Consider the following 17,986-nt stretch of genomic DNA (forward strand, 5'->3'; position numbering starts at 1 on the left):
AGGCCCGACACCGTTTCAGCTGCCGGAACACGCCCGTCGGCATCCCGCGCGGCCGGTTCCGCCGGTGCTGCCGAGTCGGCCGGAACGGCAAGCGATGCGGCTGCCGGCCGAGACGGCGCGCGCCGGGGCCGCCTGCCTTCCGTCTTCATTGAGCCGGATCAAGGCGCGCATCCGGCGCAACCGGCAGACTCGCGGCAAGCCTTCCTGTCGCAGCACCATGCCGCCTCAGAACCCGACGCCGCCTGCACGGATTCGTCCCGGTCGTCGGGCCAGCCCACGGCTGCCGATCACGTTCTTCCGGGCCCTTGCCGAGTTGCGCCTGCACGTCCCGAAGGCGCGCTCGCCGGGCGGGCCGCGTCCGCGCTACCGCCGGCACGAACGCATCGCCTCGCAGCGCAAAGGTACCGCGCCGGCGATGAAGGCGCGGCGCGGCGGCGTTATGATGTCGCGCGGCGATCTTGCCGTCGAATGCGGGTCTGAACGTCTGGCCGAAGTGCAGGAGCCTCTCCTGTGGATTTGCGAATCGGCGCGCGTTGCGGTGATCAGGGCCTCCCAGGCTCTCGCAGCGCTGGACCGGGAAGGGGTTCCGCCCCGGACCGCAAACGCCGACGCCGCAATGGCCGACCGCGCCGAATGCGTCATGCTTAACAACGGTACCCCTGTCGTCGCGGCCTTTCGCGCGCTCGACGACGTCCTGCGCCAGCCGCAGGCGGCAGCCGCCGAAGAGCAGCGCCGCGCCTCTCGCCCCCGTCCTTCACCGTTCCCTCCGACCGAACCGTCCTGCCGGCGCCCGCGGCGCCACGGCGGCGGCGGCCGGGGAGCGTTACTCAGGAGTCCCAAGCCATGTCCGCTTCCGTCCGTTTCTCCCATGCCCCGGCGCTCGACGCCGAACAGCACTTCGTGGTCTTTTCCGCGTTCTCGCACGGCCGCATGATTCCCTGCGCGATCAGCGCCCGCGCGCTGATGGAGCGCTTCGGCGCCGACGAGCCGCATCTGCTCGACGCCTTCGAGCGTCATCGCGGCGCCATCGAGAAGATTGCCGAAGCGCTGATCGAGGAGCACCGCGAATCCGCTGACGGCTCCATCGTCGTCTACGCGCGCGACGTCGCCGCGCCGACGCCGGTGGCGCGGCACGCCGCAGCCTGAACACGGAGCGCCGCGCCGCGCATGGCGCGGCCCGGGCGCAAAAAAGGAGCGGCGCCCCCCCGGCACCGCTCCCGCTCCCCCTCCCCCGTGTTGCGGGTCTAGCGTTTGAAGACGCCGAGCACGCGCACGACCTTGTCGATCAGCTTGACCATGCCCGCCGGCACCGGCTTGCCTTCGAGCAGCTGCGTCAGCTGTTTCTTGTACTTGTCGGTCAGCGGCGGAAACATCGTGCGCGGATCGACGACCGGCGCGCCTTCCTCGAACACGGTGCGCGCGTTCGAGCATTCGGCGAAGGTGTTGAAGCCGACCAGGCGGCCGATGCCGCTGTGGTTGACGCCACCGAACGGCAGGTACGGATTGGTGCCGGACTGCACGACGTTGTGGTTCAGCACCATGCTGCCGGACGTCGTGTTCTTCAGGAAGTATTCCCAGGCGCCGCGATCCTTGGCGAACACGTAGGACGCCAGCGGCTTGTCGTGCGCGCGGATGTAGGCGACCACGTCCTCGCGCTGCTGCCAAGGCATGACGACGATCACCGGCCCGAAGATTTCCTCCTGCATGATCTTCATGTCCGGCGTCGCGCCGGTGATGACGGTCGGCGCGATGTAGCGGTCCTCGGCGCGGAATTCGCCGCCCATGACGATCTTCGCGCCCTTGGCGCGCGCATCCTCGACCAGAGCCTTGATGCGCTCGAAATGGCGGGCGTTGATGACGCGCGGGTACTCCGGATTCTTGTCGAAGCCCTCGCCGCGCGGGTTGTACATCGCGGTGATTTCCTTGACCAGCGCGTCGACGTAGCGCTGGAACACCGACTCGTGCGCGAACACGTAGTCCGGCGCGATGCAGGCCTGGCCGGCATTGCACATGCGGCCCCAGGCGGTCTTCAGCGCGGCGTCCTCGACGTCGGCGCTGGCGTCGACGATCGACGGATTCTTGCCGCCCATCTCCAGCGTCACCGACGCGAAGTGCTCGGCGGCGGCGCGCATGATGATGCGGCCGACGGTGTTGTTGCCGATGTAGAAGATGTGGTTGAACGGGCACGCGAGCAGGCCCTGCGCCGCCTCGACGCCGCCTTCGACGATCACCACTTCGCCGTCCGGGAACGCCTCGCGCACGATATCGGCCATCACCTTCGACGAGTACGGCGCCAGCTCGGACGGCTTGATGATGACGGCGTTGCCGGCGGCGAGCGCGCCGAGCAGCGGCAGGAAGCCGATCACGTACGGCGCGTTCCAGCTCGGCAGCACCAGCACCATGCCCTTGGCTTCATAGTGCAGATAGCACTTCTTGCCGAGCGTCATCAGCGACGGAGGCGCCTCCTTGTCCGTCATCCAGTCGGCGAGGTGCTTCTCGATGTGGTCGGCCTCGAACTTGAGCATCACCAGCTCGCCGTCGACGTCCGGCGGCGTCAGGCCGCGCTCCTTCTTGACCGCTTCGTAGATCCGCGGCCGCGCCGCCAGCGTCACCTTCATCAGCCGCCGGATGCGCGCGATGCGCTGCTCGGCCGTGCTCTGGGCGAGCTGCGGCACGTGCGCAGCGACCCGATCGAAAGTCGCGCGGATGTCGTTGGCGACGGGCAGATTGATGACGGTGCTCATGGTGCGGTTCCGGATCGTGTGGCGGTATGAATGAACGGATTCAGTGCCCGGCCCGGGCCGCCGCTTCCGGCGTGAACTGGGTCGGGGACATCGGCTGGTTGATGCGCCACCACTGCTTGCTCTCGTTGACCAGATAGCCGGCCTCGTAGGTGCCGGCCGACAGGTCGTGATAGATCGAGACGCCGCGGTGCCAGGCACCGCCTTCCTGCGAGTAGTGGTAGGTGATGACCGGCACGCGCCAGAGCTGGCCGCGCGCGTCGTAGTTGTCGGCCGTCGCCACGAGCCAGCTGTCCTCGTCGGCGTACAGCACGCGCTTGCTGTAGATGTGGCGCACGCCGTCCTTGAGCGTGCCTTCGACGACCCAGACGCGATGCAGCTCGTAGCGCAGATAGTCCGGATTGACGGTGTCGGGCTTGATCAGCTCCGCGTACTTGAGCGCCGGATCGTTGATCCGGAAGTTGGCGTACGGGATGTAGATTTCCTTCTTGCCGACGAGCTTCCAGTTGTAGCGCTCGGGCGAGCCGTTGAAGCCGTAGTCGTCGTCGACGGTGCGAAAGCCCGCCGGCGGCACCGGATAGTCGAAGCCGACTTCGGGCGCCTGACGCACGCGCCGCGTACCCGGCAGGTATTGCCAGGACTGGGTCGCGGCGCTGGTGTAGTTGTTCGGCTGGAAGCCGACGGCGACGAAGCCGCGGTCGCGTTCCGGCAGCAGGTAGCCGGTGTAGAAATGCGCGGTGACGCGTTCCGCGTAGGTGCGCTCCTGCTTCGGATCGTTGTTCATCACCAGCACCATGAACTTCTGGCGCCCCCAGGCGACGCTGCCGCCGGCGTAGACGTCGGCGATGTCGCAGATCGCCTGCTCGGTGTAGACGCGGCCGGCGTTGCTGATGTTCCAGATCGCTTCGAGGCCGCTCTTGGCGATCGGGAACGGGATCGCGCCGGCGGTGCCCTTGAGGCCTTTGCCGTCGTCGATCACCTCGGCGCTGATCGCGTTCTTCCGGGTGCGGCGGCAGGTCTCGTCCGAGTCCGCGAAATCGCGATGGCTCGGATAGACGTTCATGCGATACGCGTCCGGGTATTTCTTGAACAGCGCCTTCTGGCCGTCGGTCAGGCGCTCCGCATACTGCGCCATGTTGGCGGCGGTGATCGTGAACAGCGGCTTTTCGCCGGCGTACGGACCGGGCTCGTAGCCGGAAGGATTCTTCACGCCGGGCCAGGTGCCCTTGAACTTGCCGGTGTATTCGGCGACGCCGGACGGCGTGCCGGCCCGCTCGGCGCCGATGCAGCTGAGCTGCGGGCCGTCGAGCTGGGCGGCTTCCTCGGCGCTCACCTTGGCCCCGGCAGCGCCGGAGAGCGTGAACAGGCCGACGGCCAGCCACCCGTATGCGATCGCGCGCTTCGAATCCATCACGTCCTCCTCGCTGGATGGACGCACGCCGGCCTGACCGTCCGCCGGCACGCTGTCCAGGATTCTCTGACAAGGCGAAGCGTCAGACTCGCGCCGCTCGGCCGAGACTTGCGCTGTCGCCCCCGCCGGATGCAGATTACAATGCGATCGCAATGTTTTTTTGCGATCGCCTGCTTCGGTCGGTGACCGATAGTCGGCAGTCAGCAGCGGCGGGCGCATCCTCCAAATCAGTGAGGTTTTGCGCGTGACCGCGGAGAGGCCGGTCCACGGCCCCGTTCGAGGAGGAGGAAAACGATGTCGGCCAACGTCCGCTACCTGCACAACGCCGCGCGGCCCGCGCGGCGCCCGCCGCCGGTCGATCCGGGGCACGTCGTCGCCGGCCTCGAGGGCCAGCGCCTCAATGCCCTGCTCGACGCGATCTACGAGGGGCCGGCGACGCGGCCGGCCTGGGACGAAGCCCTGCGCCAGCTGCAGCAGCGGCTCGACGCCTCGCACGTGGCGCTGATCGTGCGCCGCCCGGCGGACGAGCAGTTCGGCACGATGGCGCACGTCGGCGCCGAGGACGCGGTGGCGATGGAGTCGTACACCAAGCACCTGTTCGCGATCGATCCGTTCGTCGATCTGCAGGAAGGCGAGGTCGTCACGCCCGAGGAACTGATCGGCGAGGCCTGGCTCGACAGCGCGATCTACCGCGACTATCTGAAGCCGCTCGACGTGCGCCACCTGCTCGGCGCCGACCTGCGCACCGCCGACGGCATCGAGTGCCAGCTGCGCGCGACGCGCCCGCACGGCGCCGAGCCGTTCGGCGAGAGCGAGCGCAGCCTGCTGCGCTTCCTGCTGCCGCACCTCAAGCGCTCGATCCGCCAGCAGGTGCAGCTCGATGCCCTGGAATCCGAGCGCCAGCTGTTCGCCAGCACCGTGAACCGCCTGTCGCTCGGCGTGATCCGCCTCGCCGCCAGCGGCAGCATTCTCGACATGAACGACGAGGCGCGCCGCATCCTCGCCGAGCGCGACGGCATCGCGCTGGGTCTCGGCGGCGGCCTGAGCACCGACAGCACCCAGGAGAAGCGCGAGCTGCAGCGCCTGATCGACAACGCGCTGGCGCGCAGCACCAAGCCCTCGCCCGGGCTCGCCGAGGCGATGCCGATCACGCGGCCGTCGGGGCGCGCGCGGCTCGGCGTGCTGGTCAAGCCGTTGCCGCCGGGTCCGTGGCCGGACAGCGGGCGGCGCCCGGCCGCCGTGCTCTACCTGCGCGATCCGGAAGCCAGCGTGCCGCAGGCCTCGCAGGAACTGGCGCGACGCCTGCTCGGCCTGACCCGCGTCGAGACCCGGCTGGCGATGTTCCTCACCGACGGCCATTCGCTCGACGAGACGGCCGATCTCATGAACATCCGCCGCAACACCGCGCGCACGCATCTGCGTTCGATCTTCAGCAAGACCGGCGTGACGCGACAGACGATGCTGGTGCGGCTGATGCTGAAGAGCGTGTTCACGCTGGCCTGAGGCCTCGTCGCCACGGCGGCGCGGCCGCGCCGCCGGCGGCCGGCCACGGGCGACGCTGCACGGACCGCCGCTCATCGCCGCCGCGAAGGAAGGAATCAGGCCGCGGCCGGCGGCGCGATCGTCGGCTTGCGGCGACCCTTGACCTTGACCTTGAAGCTCATCGCCGGGCCCGGCGTCGGCGCGGTCTTGGTCTTCAGCACGTAGTCCGGCGATTCGAGTTCGAGGTCGAAGTTGTAGAACACCTCGGCCATCGTCATCGCCAGCAGCACCTCGGCCAGGCTCTTGCCGAGACAGGTGTGGTGGCCGCGGCCGTACGGCGAGTAGGCGCCGATCTGCATGTGCTCGGCGCGCGGCTTGGCGTAGCGGTCGATGTCGAACTTGTCGGCGTCCGGATAGAACTCGTTCTGGAAGTGCGGCACCGAGGTGCCGAGATAGATCATCTCGCCCTCGCGGATCTGGCAGCCGCCGAACACGAAGTCCTTGTTCGCGGTGCGGATCTGCGCGACGGCGATCGGATAGAGGCGCATGGTCTCCATGATCGCGCCGTTGAGCGCCGGCAGATCCTTCATGAATTCTTCTTCGTTGACCGGACGGCCCTTGGCGTACAGCGCGTCGACCTCGGCATGGATGCGCGCCAGCACGTCCGGATGCTTGAGCACGGTGTAGACGATCGCCGAGGTGGTGTTGGCGACGGTGTCGAGACCGGCGACGTAGGGACCGGTCATCAGCATCACCAGGTCGCCGGCCGGGATCAGATCCGGATCGCGCTGGTGGGCTTCCATGACGTCGTCGATCAGCGTCTTGAACTCGTCCGGCGTCGCACCGCCGGCGGCGATGCGGTCCTGATACTGCTTGATCATCTTGCGGCCGAGCTCGAACATGCGCGCCTTGGCGCGCTTGTAGGCCGGCATCTTCATCAGGAACTTCGGGCGCTGGCGCGTGACCAGCACGTTGAGGATGTAGAGGATCGTGGTGCGGATGTCCTGCACGTACTCGCGCGGCGTCTGGCCGGTCAGCACCATGCCGAGCTGCTCGACGACCAGATACTGCATCGCCTGCACGACCGGCACCTTGCTGCCGACCTTCCAGTCGCGCAGCAGCGCGGTGCGCGTGATGTCGAGCACTTCCTGGTAGCGGCCCTTGATCGATTCCTTCGAGAAGCCGCGCTTCATCACCGCGCGCAGCTGCTTGTGCAGCTCGCCGTCGACGGCGGTCAGCATCTTCGAGGCGCCGAATTCCTGGACCAGCGGCTCCCAGGCCTCCCTCGAGCGCAGCGAATCCTTGCCCTCGCGCGTGCCCATGAAGTTGGCGGCCTCGGCGCCGGCGATCACGGTCAGCTCGTTGCCGAACACGCGGACGCGGAACGCCGGACCGTAGTCGCGGTAGCAGCGCGCGAAGAAGCGCGCCGGGTTGGCCGCCATTTCCAGCGTGCTGCCGATCAGCGGCAGGCCGCGGACCATCGGCGGGCGCGGCGCGTTCGGATGTTCGTTGACGGCGACGCTAGCGGTATTCATGGTGCTGCCTCACTGGGAATGCGGATGCGGCCGCGGCGGGCCGAGCCCGGAGTTTTGCAAGCGGCCTCTCGAAATTCCTCCCCCGCATGGATGACCTTGCGGCGGGAGGCTGGACGCGGCGGCGGCGGCGCGCCCGGCGCCGGCCTTGAGCCCGGCGCCGGCGCTCAGGCCGCCTTGCGCTGCGCGAGCGCGTTGGTCTTGACGATCAGGCGGTTGATGCGGCGCGCGTTGTGGTGGTTGTAGTCGTATTCGAGGTGACCGTCGCCGTCGAGCAGTTCGGCGTCCGGGAAGCGCTTCATCAGCTCCTGGATCATCAGTCCGCCCTGCACGCGCACGAGATAGGTGCCGATGCAGAAATGCGCGCCGGCGCCGAACACGATGTTGCCGTCGAGGCGGCGCGTGATGTCGAGCTGGCGCGGGTTCTCCCACTTCTGCGGATCGACCCAGCCGGCGGTCAGGTTCAGCAGCACCGACTGGCCCTTGCGGAAATGCTGGCCGCGCCAGTCCAGATCCTCGCTGACGAAGCGGAACTGCGGCGTCTTGCCGAAGGCGCCGACGCGCAGCAGCTCGATGATGGCGTTCTCCATCAGCTCCGGGCGCTCGCGCAGCAGCGCGTACTGCTGCGGATTGCCGAGCAGGCCCTTGATCGCATAGGTGTGCAGGTCGGTCGCGGTATCCGAGCCGGCGACGATCACCGCCTGGATCACGGCAACGATCTGGTAATCGGTGAGGCGATCGCCGTTGTCGGAGGCCGAGATCAGGCTGCCGATGAAGTCGTCGCCCGGGTGCGGCAGCGCGCGGCGCTCGCGGATCAGGTCGAGGAAGTACTGGAAGCCGGCCAGCGATTCCTGCATCGACTGCTCGCGTTCCTTCTGCGGCAGGTTGATGCGCGTCGACTTGACGACGCTGACGGCGAAGTCGTGGAAGAAGTCCTCCATGTTGGTCGGCACGCCGACCATGCGCGCGATCGACCGCACCGGCAGCTTGGTGGCGATCATGGCGTACGCGTCGAACTGCTCGGGCGTGCCGATCTCGTCGAAGCAGGTGACGACGAGATCGCGGATCTTGGCGTCGATCTTGCCCATCACCGGCTTGGAGAACGCCGGCATGGTCAGCTTGCGCAGGCGCAGATGCTCCTTCGGGTCGACCACGAACAGGCCGGCGTCGATCGCGCGCTCGAAGTGGTTCTGCTGCTCGAAGGGCTTGGCCGGCGGCGCGTGCTCCCAGTGCTTGTAGCTGGTCGAGAAGCGGTTGTCCTTGAGCATGTCGAGCAGCGCGTCGTGGCTGCTGACGACCCACATCTGCAGGTCCTTGTGCCAGGCTACCGGATACTCCAGCGCCAGCTTCTCCCAGGTCGCCCACGGCGAGCGGATGAAGTCCTTCGAATACGGATTGAACAGCTTGCCGTCGATCTCGATGCGGCCGGCTTCAGCGCTGACGGACATGGCGGAATCTCCTCGCGGGGGGGCCGTCGTCGCAGCCCCGTGTATGAGTGGCGTGCAGCTTGCAAACGAGTTTTGCAAGCGCATTCTCGAAATTCCTCATCCGCGTGCAGTAGAAATCGCCGCCCGCGGCCGCGCGCGGCGGCGGCCTCGCACGGCCCTGCCCGGCGCGACGGCATCCGATCCGGCGCCGGGCACGCCCGCTGCTACTCGTAGATCTCCGCGGACGCCAGCGGCAGCCGGCGCGGATCGGCGCCGCCGACGATCAGCAGCTTGCCGCTCGGCAGCGGCGTGACGGTGTGCAGGAAGCGGCGCGCGCCCAGCGCCGGGCCGTCGCGGCGCACGCCGTCGGCGCCGATACGTTCGCTGCGGTCGGTGACGCCGGTGCCGGCCGCGCTGGAATCGCCGCCGGCCAGCCACCAGCCGCCGTCGGCAAGCGGCGCGGCCGCGAACAGGATGCGCGTCAGGCGCAAGGCGCCGCGCGTCGCGAAGCCCAGCGTCTGCGGATCGAAGCGCAGGATCGCGGCGTTCTGGGTGATGTCGGTGTCCTCGCCGCCGGCGATCCACACGGCGCCGTCGGCGCTGCGCACCGCGACATGGTTGCCACGCACCACGTCCTCGGCGGCCGGCAGCGTGGTGAAGCTCGCGGTCTGCGGATCGAACAGCTCCGGCGGCGCCGGACGGCCGTCGCTGGTTAAGCCGCCGTAGAACAGCACGCGGCCGTCGCCCAGCACGCTGGCACTGTGCGCGTAGCGGCCGCGCGTCATCGTCGCCGGCAGGCGCGCGAAGCGCGCCGTCGCCGGATCGAACAGCTCGGCGCTCGGTTCGGCGCCGTTGCCGCCGAGGCCGCCGGCGATCAGCACGCGGCCGTCGCCGAGCACGCTGGCGCTCGCGCCGTAGCGCGAGCCGGCCGGCGGATTGGCGGTCGCCACCGTGCTGCCGGTGTGCGGATCGAACAGCTCGGCTTCCGGCGCCGCGGTCAGGGCGCGCAGCCCGCCGCTGACCAGCACGCGGCCGTCCGGCAGCGCCGCCGCCGTGAATCCGACACGGCCGCTGCTCAGCGCCCCGACGTCGGTGAAGCGCTCGGTCTGCGGATCGAAGCGATAGCAGCGGTCCGGCAGCGTGCGCTGGCCGGCGTCGCCGCCGACGATCAGCACGCTGCCGTCGGCGAGCGGCACGGCGACGTGCTCGGCGCGCGCGAACGGCATCGGCACGGCGCGCAGGCGATCGCGATAGCGGACCTCGAGCGGCAGTTCGCGCGCGACGCTGCGCGTGCCGTCGCTGACGACCAGCCGGTAATGCGCGCCCGGCCGCAGCGCCTCGGTGCGCAGCGTCGCGCCGCTGGCGATCGGCAGATCGCCGGGCTCGATGCGACCCTGGCCGTTGGCGTACTCGGCCGTCAGCACGGCGTGCTCGCCGACGTAGTAGGCGGCGCGGTCGGCGCCGAAGCGCCGGATCGTCGGTCCGTCTTCATCGCCGGGCGCCGCGCCGCCACCACCGCAGGCGGCGAGCGCGAACAGCAGTCCGGCGGCCGCGCGCCGCGCCCAGGCGGCGCATCCGCACCCGAAATCCGTCATCGCCAGCTGTCGCATCGCCGTATCCCGCAGGGTCCGAAACGGCGCAGTGTGGCCGCCGGCGCACGGCGACGCTGGACGGAATCACGACAGTTTTTCGCGCAGCGGCTGTCCGCGCCGACAGCCGCACGACATGCCGGCAACGGATTCGATCGCTGCGCGCCGGGCAGGCGCGCGCTGCAACCGTTCTGACACGCGCGCCGACTACGGTGCGGCGCTTCCACTTCCGACCTCGACCCCGATGAACGCCCCGCTCCGGCCGCAATGGCCCGCCCTGCTGCTCGCCAGCGCCACGCTGCTGCTGTCCGCCTGCCAGGACGACAACCACAAGCCCGACGCGCCGCCCGCCGAAACGCTGAGCCTGAGCCTCGCCTTCAGCGCGCCGGAGCAGGCGATCGATCTGTCGAACTACACGCGCGTCGCCCGCTATCCGCTGCCGACGCGCGCCGACAGCGCCAACAAGCTGGCCGCGGAAGCCTCGGCCGTCGCCTACGACCGCGACACCGACAGCCTCTACATCGTCGGCGACAGCGGCACCGCGGTCGTGCAGGTCAGCAAGACCGGCGAACTGATCGACGCGATGACGCTGGCCGCCGACGCGAGCAAGCCGCAAGGCACTTATTTCTACGACACCGAAGGCCTCGCCTATGCGGGCAACGGCCAGTTCGTGCTGATCGAGGAGCGCTATCGCCAGGCGAATCTGTTCACCTATGCCGGCGGCGCGACGCTCGACGGCAGCGGCGCCAGGAGCGTCAAGCTCGGCACCACGATCGGCAACATCGGCCTCGAAGGCGTCTCCTACGATCCGCTCAGCGGCGGCTACATCTTCGTCAAGGAGAAGACCCCGATCGGCGTGTTCCAGACCACGATCGACTTCGATGCCGGCACCGCCTCGAACGGCGCCGCGGACGCCGCCAACTCGACCGATCTGTTCGACCCGACGACGCTCGGCGTCGCCGATCTCGCCGACGTGTTCGCGCTGTCGAACGTGGTCGCCGACGGCGACGGCGCGCGCGCCGATCTGCTGCTGCTGAGCCAGGAATCCGGCGTGGTGCTGCAGACCGATCGCAGCGGCGCGATCAAGGGCCGCCTCGACATCGGCCTGAGCGCGCAGAACGAAGGCCTGACCATGGACGGCGAGCACACGCTGTATCTCGTCAACGAACTCGGCGGCGGCGACGGCCACCCGCAGCTGTGGGTCTACAAGCCCACCGCCACGCGCGACGCGGTCGGCACCGGCAGCCGCCTGTACCTGACGTTCAGCGCCGCGGTCAGCGCCGGCAGCGGCTATCTGGTGCTCGACGACGGCGCCGGCGACGTGCGCGCGATCGCGGTCGGCGACAGCGACCAGGTCGTGATCGAGAACGGCACCGTCACGATCGACCCGGAGCACGCGCTGCTCGCGAACCGCCACTACACGCTGACGGTGCCGGACGGCGCCTTCAAGGATGCCGACGGCCGCGCGATCGGCGACGTCGCCGCCCTCGCCGATCTGAGCTTCGACACGGTCAGCGACATCGAGCCGCCGGCGCTGGCCGGCAGCACCCCGGCCGACGACGCGATCGCCGTCAGCGCCAGCCGGCTGACGCTGACGTTCACCGAAGACGTGGTCGCCGGGGCCGGCAGCATCGTCCTGCAGGGCGACGACGGCGACACGCGCACGATCGCGATCGGCGACGCCACGCAGGTGTCGTTCGCCGCCGCCACCGTCACCGTCACGCCGTCCGAAGCGCTGCACGCCGGCGTCACCTACACGGTGCAGATCGCCGCCGGCGTCATCGCCGACGCGGCCGGCAACGCCTATCCCGGCCTGACGTCGGCAACGGCGCTGAACTTCACGATGGCGGCGTCCGGCGCGCCGACCGTGCTCGCCGCCGGCGATCTGCTGTTCGTCGCCGCCAACGCCGACAGCCCGGACGCGATCGCCTTCGTGCTGCTCAAGACCGTCGTCGCCGGCACGCAGATCGGCTTCACCGACAAGAACTACGTCGCCGCCAACGCCACCTGGCCGAGCAACGAGGCCGCCTACACCTGGACCGCCGACGTCGACTATCCGGCCGGCACCTTCGTCACCATCCAGACCGACACGCCGAGCGCCGACAAGGGCATCGTCGCCGGCGCGGGCGGCGGTGTCGGGGGCGGCGGCGAGACCTATTACGCGTTCCAGGGCACGATCGGCGACGCCAACGCCGGCCAGATCAGCGTCGACCGCTTCCTCGCCGCGCTCAACATCGCCGGCAGCGCCGCCGGCGAGATCCCGGCCGCCGTCAGCGACGCCGGCGCCTATCTCTCGTTCGCCGAGAACAACGTGCGCTACGCCGGCTCGACCGACAGCACCGACCTCGCTGCGCTCGCCGCGCGCATCAGGAATCCGGACAACTGGGCCCGGCACGACAGCACGCCGTTCGCGCTGAGCAACGGTTCGCTGTTCCCGGACGCCGTCCCGGCGACGCCGACCGTGCTCGCCGCCGGCGATCTGCTGTTCGTCGCCGCCAACGCCGACGCCACCGACGCGATCGCCTTCGTGCTGCTCAAGGCGGTCAGCGCCGGCACGCAGATCGGTTTCACCGACAAGGACTACAGCGCCGCGAGCGCGACCTGGCCGAGCAACGAGGCCGCCTATACCTGGACCGCCGACGTCGACTATCCGGCCGGCACCTTCGTCACCATCCAGCCCGGCGCCACGCCGATCGGCGTCGACAAGGGTTCGGTCAGTGGCAGTGGCGGCGGTATCGGCGGCGGCGGCGAGACCTATTACGCGTTCCAGGGCACGATCACCAATGCCGACGCCGGCCAGATCAGCGTCGACCGCTTCCTTGCCGCGCTCAACGTCGCCGGCGCCGCGGCCGGCGAAATCCCGCCCGCCGTCAGCGCCGCGAACGCCTATCTCTCGTTCCCCGAGAACAACGTCAAGTACACGGGCGCGACCGACGCCAGCGATCTCGCCGCACTCGCCGCCCGCATCCGCGACGGCGCCAACTGGACGCGCAACGATGCCAGCGCGTTCCCGCTGAGCGGCGGCTCGCTGTTTCCCTGAGCCTGACGCCGACGCGGCGACGCCGACCGTCGCCGCCGGACCGCCGCTTCGCGAGAAGCGGCGGTTTTTTTGTGAGCGCCGCCGCGATAATGCCGGCAGAAACGCCGGCGCCGACCGGCCACGCATTCATCAACCGAGGAGATGTCGATGCCGTACGCCCGCGTCAATGGCCAGAACCTGTTCTATACCGACACCGGCGGCGACGGCCCGGCGATCGTGTTCTCGCACGGCCTGCTGATGGACCACGAGATGTTCGCGCCGCAGATCGAGGCGCTGCGCGGCCGCTGGCGCTGCATCAGCTGGGACGAGCGCGGCCACGGCCGCAGCGCCGGCGACACGCTGGCGCCGTTCAGCTACTACGACTCGGCCGACGATCTCGCCGCGCTGCTCGGCTCGCTCGGCATCGAACGCGCCGTGCTCGCCGGCATGAGCCAGGGCGGCTATCTGTCGCTGCGCTGCGCGCTGACCCATCCGTCGCTGGTGCGCGCGCTGGTGCTGATCGACACGCAGGCGCAGACCGAGGATCCGGCGAAGACGCCGATGTACAAGCAGCTGATCGAGGCCTGGATGCAGCACGGCCTGGCGCAGCCGATCGCCGACATGATCGCGCAGATCATCCTCGGCGCCGGCTGGCCCGGTACCGCCGCCTGGCAGGACAAGTGGCGGCAATGGCAGCCGCACAATCTGCTCGGCGTGTTCCAGACGCTGGTCGAGCGAGACGACATCAGCGACAAGCTGGCCGCGATCCGCGTGCCGGCGCTGGTCGTGCACGGCGAGGCCGACGCCGCGATCAGCCTCGAGCGCGCGCGCGACATGGCGACGCGCCTGCACGCCGAGCTGTGCACCGTGCCCGGCGCCGGTCACGCCGCCAACCTGACCCACCCGCAGCCGGTCAACGCGGCGATCGAGGACTTCCTCGCGCGCCTGCCCTGAGCCCTTCGCAGCGGCGCCACGAAGAAGGGGCGCAGCCCGGCTGCGCCCCTTCTTTTCGTCCGCCGTGAGGCTGTTCTAGATCGCGCGCGGCGCCACTTCCGGCGCGCCCGCGCGTTCGCGGAACAGCCAGGCGCCGAGCGCCGGCAGCAGGCAGATCGCGCCGAGCATGTTGACGAGGAACATGAAGCTCAGCAGCAGGCCCATGTCGGCCTGGAACTTGAGCGCCGACAGCGTCCAGGTGCCGACGCCGATCGCCATCGTGATCGCCGTGAACACGGCCGCGGTGCCACGCTGCAGCATCGCCTCGCGGAACGCTTCGTGGAACGGCAGACCCTTGTCGAGGTCGTGCTGGATGCGCTCGAACAGATAGATGCCGTAGTCGACGCCGACGCCGACGCCGAGCGCGACCACCGGCAGGGTCGCGACCTTCAGGCCGATGTCGAGCGAGGCCATCAGCGCGTTGCAGAAGATCGACACCATGGTCAGCGGCACCAGCACGCACAGCGTCGCGCGCCACGAGCGGAAGGTCAGCAGGCACAGCAGCGCCAGCGCGCCGAAGATCGCCAGCAGCATCTTCGCCTCGGCCGACTCGACCGCCTCGTTGGTCGCCGCCATCACGCCGATGTTGCCGCTGGCCAGGCGCATGGTCACGCCGTCGACCGGATTGGCGTCGATGAAGCGCTTGGCTTCGCTGACCACGTGGTGGACGGTCGCGCCTTCGTGGTCCTTGGTGAAGACCAGCACCTGGATCGCCTTGCAGCCCTCGGTGTTGAGGCCGAGGTTCGGATCGAAGGCGCGCGAGCCGGTCGAAAGACCCACTTCCGAGCGCGGCAGCGCGCGCCAGCGCGGGCTGCCCTCGTTGAACGCCGAGATCACCAGCTTGCCGATGCCGGCGACGCCGGTCACCGAACGCACGCCGTCGACGCCGCGCATGTACAGCTCGAAGCGGTCGATCAGGTTGACGACCGGATAGTGCAGGCAGGAGTCGCCCTCGAAGTTCTTGGCCTCGACGATCACGCTGAGCACGTCGGTGCCGATGTTGTACGAGCCGGCGATGGCGCGGTTGTCGTGGTTGTAGCGCGAGTCCTGGCGCAGTTCCGGCGCGCCGGTGCCGGAATCGCCGACCACCATGCTGCGCGACATCTGCGTCGTCACCGCCAGCAGCGCGAGGCAGACCGCGAACACGCCGAGCGCGTACCGGGGTTCCGCGCACTTGGCCATCTGCCGCCAGATCGCCATCTGCAGCGTGCCCGGCGGCTTCAGCGAGTTGCGGCGGCTGCTCGCCTCGAGGCGCACGTGCGAGAGGATGATCGGCAGGATCATCTTGTTGGTGACGATCATCAGCAGCACGCCGAGGCAGGCGGTGATGCCGAGCTCGTGCACGATCGGGATGTCGATCAGCATGATGACGGCGAAGCCGAGCGCGTTGGTCAGCAGCGCCACCGCGCCGGGAATGAACAGCTTGCGGAACGCCGCGCGCGAGGCGTCGACCGAGCTGGCGCCGGCGACCACTTCGTTGCGCCAGGCGTTGGTCATCTGCACCGCATGGCTGACGCCGATCGAGAAGATCAGGAACGGCACCAGGATCGACATCGGGTCGATGCCGAAGCCGATCAGCGGCAGCGTGCCGATCAGCCACAGCACCGGCAGCAGCGCGACGACCAGCGCGACCAGCGTCAGACGCACCGAGCGCGAGTACAGGAACAGCAGCAGCAGCGTGATGCCGAAGGCCAGCGCGAAGAACACGAACACGCCGACCAGGCCGCCGATGACGTCGGCGAGCAGCTGCGCGAAGCCGATGATGTTGACCTCGACGTTCGGGTTGTAGTCCGGGTTGGCGACGGTCTCGACCTTGACCAGCCCGCCCTGGACCGGCACCGACTCGCCGCCGCCCGGCGGCACCGCGAAGAAGGTCTGGTACGGCAGCATCCAGCCGTAATCGACGTAGCCCTCGTCGATCACGTCGCCGGCCTTGAACGGCGGCAGATCCTTTTCGAGGACGTAGCGGTACTGGGTCTTGCTCTCGAAGCGGCCGCGGATGTCGCCGAGGCGGTTCATCACCTGGCGGTAGAAGACTTCCGCCTTGGCCGGATCGCCGGTGTCGACTTCCTGCAGGTCGGCACGGATCAGCGCCGCCTTGAAGTCGTTGGCCACCAGCAGGCCGATCTGTCCGGACAGCGAGACGTTGTGGCGCACGCGGTCGAGCTGCTCGGGCGTCGCCGAGAAGCGCGCCGGCACCACCGGCTCGCCCTTGAAGCCGTCCTCGGTGATCTCGATGTAATAGGTGTTCGGCGTGAAGATCGACGACACGTGCGTGCGGTCGATGCCCGGGATCAGGAACACGTCGTCGGTCGCCTTGCGCATGGCGTCGAGGAACGTGGCGTTGTAGATGTCGCCCTCGCCCTTCCAGCGCAGGTTCACCAGCAGGGTGTTGGCGCCCGAGAAGTTCTTCATGTAATCCATCATCGTGCGCATGTACTCATGCTTGATGGGGATCATCTTGAGGAAGCCCGGGTCGAGCTGGACCTTGGTCGCGCTCCAGCCGAAGAACACGGTGATCGCCAGGAACAGCACCGACAGCAGGTGGCGCCAGGCGAGCAGGAAGTTGGAGATGCCGTCGACGCAATGGCGCATGAAGCTCTTCACGGCTGCGCTCCTTCGGCCACGCCGCCGATCTGGGTGAGTTCGAGGCCGCCGTCGCCGGCGGTCAGCAGGTTGCTGGAAGTCAGCGGCAGCACCGCGGCGAGATCGTGCGGATTGCCGGGCAGCGGCTGCGTGAAGCTGCGGCCGTCGTCGTTCGAGACCAGGATCACGCTGCCGGCGCCGACCAGCACGATCTCGCCGCGCGGGCTGACATTGCCGCCGAACAGCGAGCTGCTGACCGGCGTCGTGCTCTTCTGCCAGGTCTTGCCGTCGTCGTCGCTGCGGTAGACGTTGCCGCGCATGCCGTAGGCGAGCAGGGCCTTGGACGGCAGCACCAGCGCGCCGAAGAACGAGCCGTCGTAGACCGACGGCAGCTTGCTCCAGCTCTGGCCGTCGTCGCCGGAGCGCGCCATCAGGCCGCGCTCGCCGACCACGATCAGCGAGCGGTCGGTGGCGCGCACGATGCCGTACAGGTGATGGTCGCTGATCGCCTCGGCGCTGACGCGCTGCCAGCTCTGGCCGGCGTCGGTCGAGCTCAGCATCAGACCGAAGCCGCCGTACGCGAACAGGCGCCCGTCGAAGGGTCCGGCGATGCCGAGCAGCGGATCGGGTTGCAGCGGCGGCGGCGTCCAGGCGCTTGCGGCCGGCGCGGCGCCGGCGTCGTCGGCGGGCGGCTCGACGCTGAAGCCGGCGTCGGCCGGCGGCGCCAGACCGGCGTCGGCCGCGGCGTCCGGCTTCGGCGACTCGATGAAGAAGGTTTCGTTCCAGCTCTCGCCGCCGTCGCTGCTGCGCAGGATCCAGCCGTCGTGGCCGACCGCGATCGCGGTCTTGTCGTCGATGAACTTCACCTGCGTCAGCGTCGAGCCGCGCTGCGGCTCGACCGTGGCCTCGTGCCACGGACCGCGCGCGTCATCGGCGACGAGGATGCGGCCCTGCTCGCCGACCGCGAGCAGGCGCGTGCCGCTGCGCGCCAGACCGGTCACCAGCAGACCATCCGGATGCACGGCGGTCGGCGCGAACGGCGGCGTCGGCCGCGGCGAGAACGCGTAGGCGGCGGCCACCGCGACGATCACGGTGAAGGCCAGCGCCGGCCAGCGGCCGGCCGACGCTGCGCTTGCGGTGCGGCCCTGGACCGCCGTGGCTGCCGTTGCGCTCATTTCATCTCCTCCTCGCTTCGAGTGGCGCGCC

General features: G+C 69.4%; 12 protein-coding genes. 5 read left to right on the plus strand and 7 right to left on the minus strand.

Annotation, left to right across the window (positions count from 1 at the left end):
• The first annotated feature begins 442 nt into the window (after nt 1-442).
• Nucleotides 443-934 (plus strand): hypothetical protein, encoded by a 492-nt coding sequence (locus H149_RS24375; protein ID WP_366507854.1) that lies wholly within the window; start codon nt 443-445, stop codon nt 932-934.
• Complete coding sequence (locus tag H149_RS20735) at nt 844-1,146, plus strand: DUF1488 family protein (RefSeq protein ID WP_020649929.1); 303 nt, start codon at nt 844-846, stop codon at nt 1,144-1,146. The genes H149_RS24375 and H149_RS20735 overlap by 91 nt, the downstream gene beginning before the upstream one ends.
• A 98-nt stretch (nt 1,147-1,244) precedes the next feature.
• Here H149_RS20735 and H149_RS0111620 read toward each other — a convergent pair whose 3' ends face one another.
• Both H149_RS0111620 and H149_RS0111625 read right to left on the minus strand, forming a co-directional pair.
• The gene (locus tag H149_RS0111620; protein WP_020649930.1) at nt 1,245-2,744 is read right to left on the minus strand and encodes an aldehyde dehydrogenase family protein; all 1,500 of its coding nucleotides are present in this window, start codon (nt 2,742-2,744) and stop codon (nt 1,245-1,247) included.
• Nucleotides 2,745-2,784: 40 nt separating this feature from the next.
• Nucleotides 2,785-4,152 carry a DUF1329 domain-containing protein gene (locus H149_RS0111625; protein ID WP_039748839.1) on the minus strand — a complete coding sequence of 456 codons (1,368 nt, stop codon included), beginning with the start codon at nt 4,150-4,152 and terminating at the stop codon, nt 2,785-2,787.
• 294 nt (nt 4,153-4,446) lie between these two features.
• On the opposite strand from H149_RS0111625, the gene H149_RS0111630 reads away from it, so the two are divergent.
• Nucleotides 4,447-5,655: a helix-turn-helix transcriptional regulator gene (locus H149_RS0111630; RefSeq protein WP_020649932.1), complete on the plus strand. Its 1,209-nt coding sequence runs from the start codon at nt 4,447-4,449 to the stop codon at nt 5,653-5,655.
• Nucleotides 5,656-5,750: 95 nt separating this feature from the next.
• Here the strand turns inward: H149_RS0111630 and H149_RS0111635 are convergent, their stop codons facing one another.
• The 3 genes from H149_RS0111635 to H149_RS0111645 form a co-directional block, all read right to left on the minus strand.
• The gene (locus H149_RS0111635) at nt 5,751-7,169 is read right to left on the minus strand and encodes a cytochrome P450 (protein WP_020649933.1); all 1,419 of its coding nucleotides are present in this window, start codon (nt 7,167-7,169) and stop codon (nt 5,751-5,753) included.
• Nucleotides 7,170-7,333: 164 nt separating this feature from the next.
• Nucleotides 7,334-8,614 (minus strand): cytochrome P450, encoded by a 1,281-nt coding sequence (locus H149_RS0111640; protein WP_020649934.1) that lies wholly within the window; start codon nt 8,612-8,614, stop codon nt 7,334-7,336.
• A gap of 203 nt (nt 8,615-8,817) precedes the next feature.
• Nucleotides 8,818-10,188, minus strand: coding sequence for a Kelch repeat-containing protein (locus H149_RS0111645; protein ID WP_169518342.1), 1,371 nt, complete (start codon nt 10,186-10,188; stop codon nt 8,818-8,820).
• Nucleotides 10,189-10,426: 238 nt separating this feature from the next.
• Here H149_RS0111645 and H149_RS22200 point away from each other — a divergent pair, with 238 nt between their 5' ends.
• Together H149_RS22200 and H149_RS0111655 are read left to right on the plus strand one after the other, a co-directional pair.
• Nucleotides 10,427-13,222, plus strand: a complete 2,796-nt coding sequence (locus H149_RS22200; protein WP_020649935.1) for an SdiA-regulated domain-containing protein — start codon at nt 10,427-10,429, stop codon at nt 13,220-13,222.
• Nucleotides 13,223-13,369: 147 nt separating this feature from the next.
• Nucleotides 13,370-14,155, plus strand: coding sequence for an alpha/beta fold hydrolase (locus tag H149_RS0111655; protein ID WP_026353104.1), 786 nt, complete (start codon nt 13,370-13,372; stop codon nt 14,153-14,155).
• 75 nt (nt 14,156-14,230) lie between these two features.
• On the opposite strand, the gene H149_RS0111660 is transcribed toward H149_RS0111655, so the two are convergent.
• Together H149_RS0111660 and H149_RS23205 are read right to left on the minus strand one after the other, a co-directional pair.
• Complete coding sequence (locus H149_RS0111660; protein WP_020649937.1) at nt 14,231-16,801, minus strand: efflux RND transporter permease subunit; 2,571 nt, start codon at nt 16,799-16,801, stop codon at nt 14,231-14,233.
• Nucleotides 16,798-17,955, minus strand: coding sequence for a WD40/YVTN/BNR-like repeat-containing protein (locus H149_RS23205; protein WP_020649938.1), 1,158 nt, complete (start codon nt 17,953-17,955; stop codon nt 16,798-16,800). The genes H149_RS0111660 and H149_RS23205 overlap by 4 nt, the downstream gene beginning before the upstream one ends.
• Nucleotides 17,956-17,986: the final 31 nt, after the last annotated feature.

Origin of the sequence: Solimonas variicoloris DSM 15731, assembly GCF_000382285.1 — a bacterium.
GTDB lineage: Bacteria > Pseudomonadota > Gammaproteobacteria > Nevskiales > Nevskiaceae > Solimonas > Solimonas variicoloris.

What these genes read in the sequence shown, in the direction of transcription:
- H149_RS0111635 (WP_020649933.1), bottom strand. Translation starts at nt 7,169, where the DNA reads ATGAATACCGCTAGCGTCGCCGTCAACGAACATCCGAACGCGCCGCGC.
- H149_RS24375 (WP_366507854.1), top strand. Translation starts at nt 443, where the DNA reads ATGTCGCGCGGCGATCTTGCCGTCGAATGCGGGTCTGAACGTCTGGCC.
- H149_RS0111655 (WP_026353104.1), top strand. Translation starts at nt 13,370, where the DNA reads ATGCCGTACGCCCGCGTCAATGGCCAGAACCTGTTCTATACCGACACC.
- H149_RS0111640 (WP_020649934.1), bottom strand. Translation starts at nt 8,614, where the DNA reads ATGTCCGTCAGCGCTGAAGCCGGCCGCATCGAGATCGACGGCAAGCTG.
- H149_RS20735 (WP_020649929.1), top strand. Translation starts at nt 844, where the DNA reads ATGTCCGCTTCCGTCCGTTTCTCCCATGCCCCGGCGCTCGACGCCGAA.
- H149_RS23205 (WP_020649938.1), bottom strand. Translation starts at nt 17,955, where the DNA reads ATGAGCGCAACGGCAGCCACGGCGGTCCAGGGCCGCACCGCAAGCGCA.
- H149_RS0111645 (WP_169518342.1), bottom strand. Translation starts at nt 10,188, where the DNA reads ATGACGGATTTCGGGTGCGGATGCGCCGCCTGGGCGCGGCGCGCGGCC.
- H149_RS22200 (WP_020649935.1), top strand. Translation starts at nt 10,427, where the DNA reads ATGAACGCCCCGCTCCGGCCGCAATGGCCCGCCCTGCTGCTCGCCAGC.
- H149_RS0111625 (WP_039748839.1), bottom strand. Translation starts at nt 4,152, where the DNA reads ATGGATTCGAAGCGCGCGATCGCATACGGGTGGCTGGCCGTCGGCCTG.
- H149_RS0111620 (WP_020649930.1), bottom strand. Translation starts at nt 2,744, where the DNA reads ATGAGCACCGTCATCAATCTGCCCGTCGCCAACGACATCCGCGCGACT.
- H149_RS0111630 (WP_020649932.1), top strand. Translation starts at nt 4,447, where the DNA reads ATGTCGGCCAACGTCCGCTACCTGCACAACGCCGCGCGGCCCGCGCGG.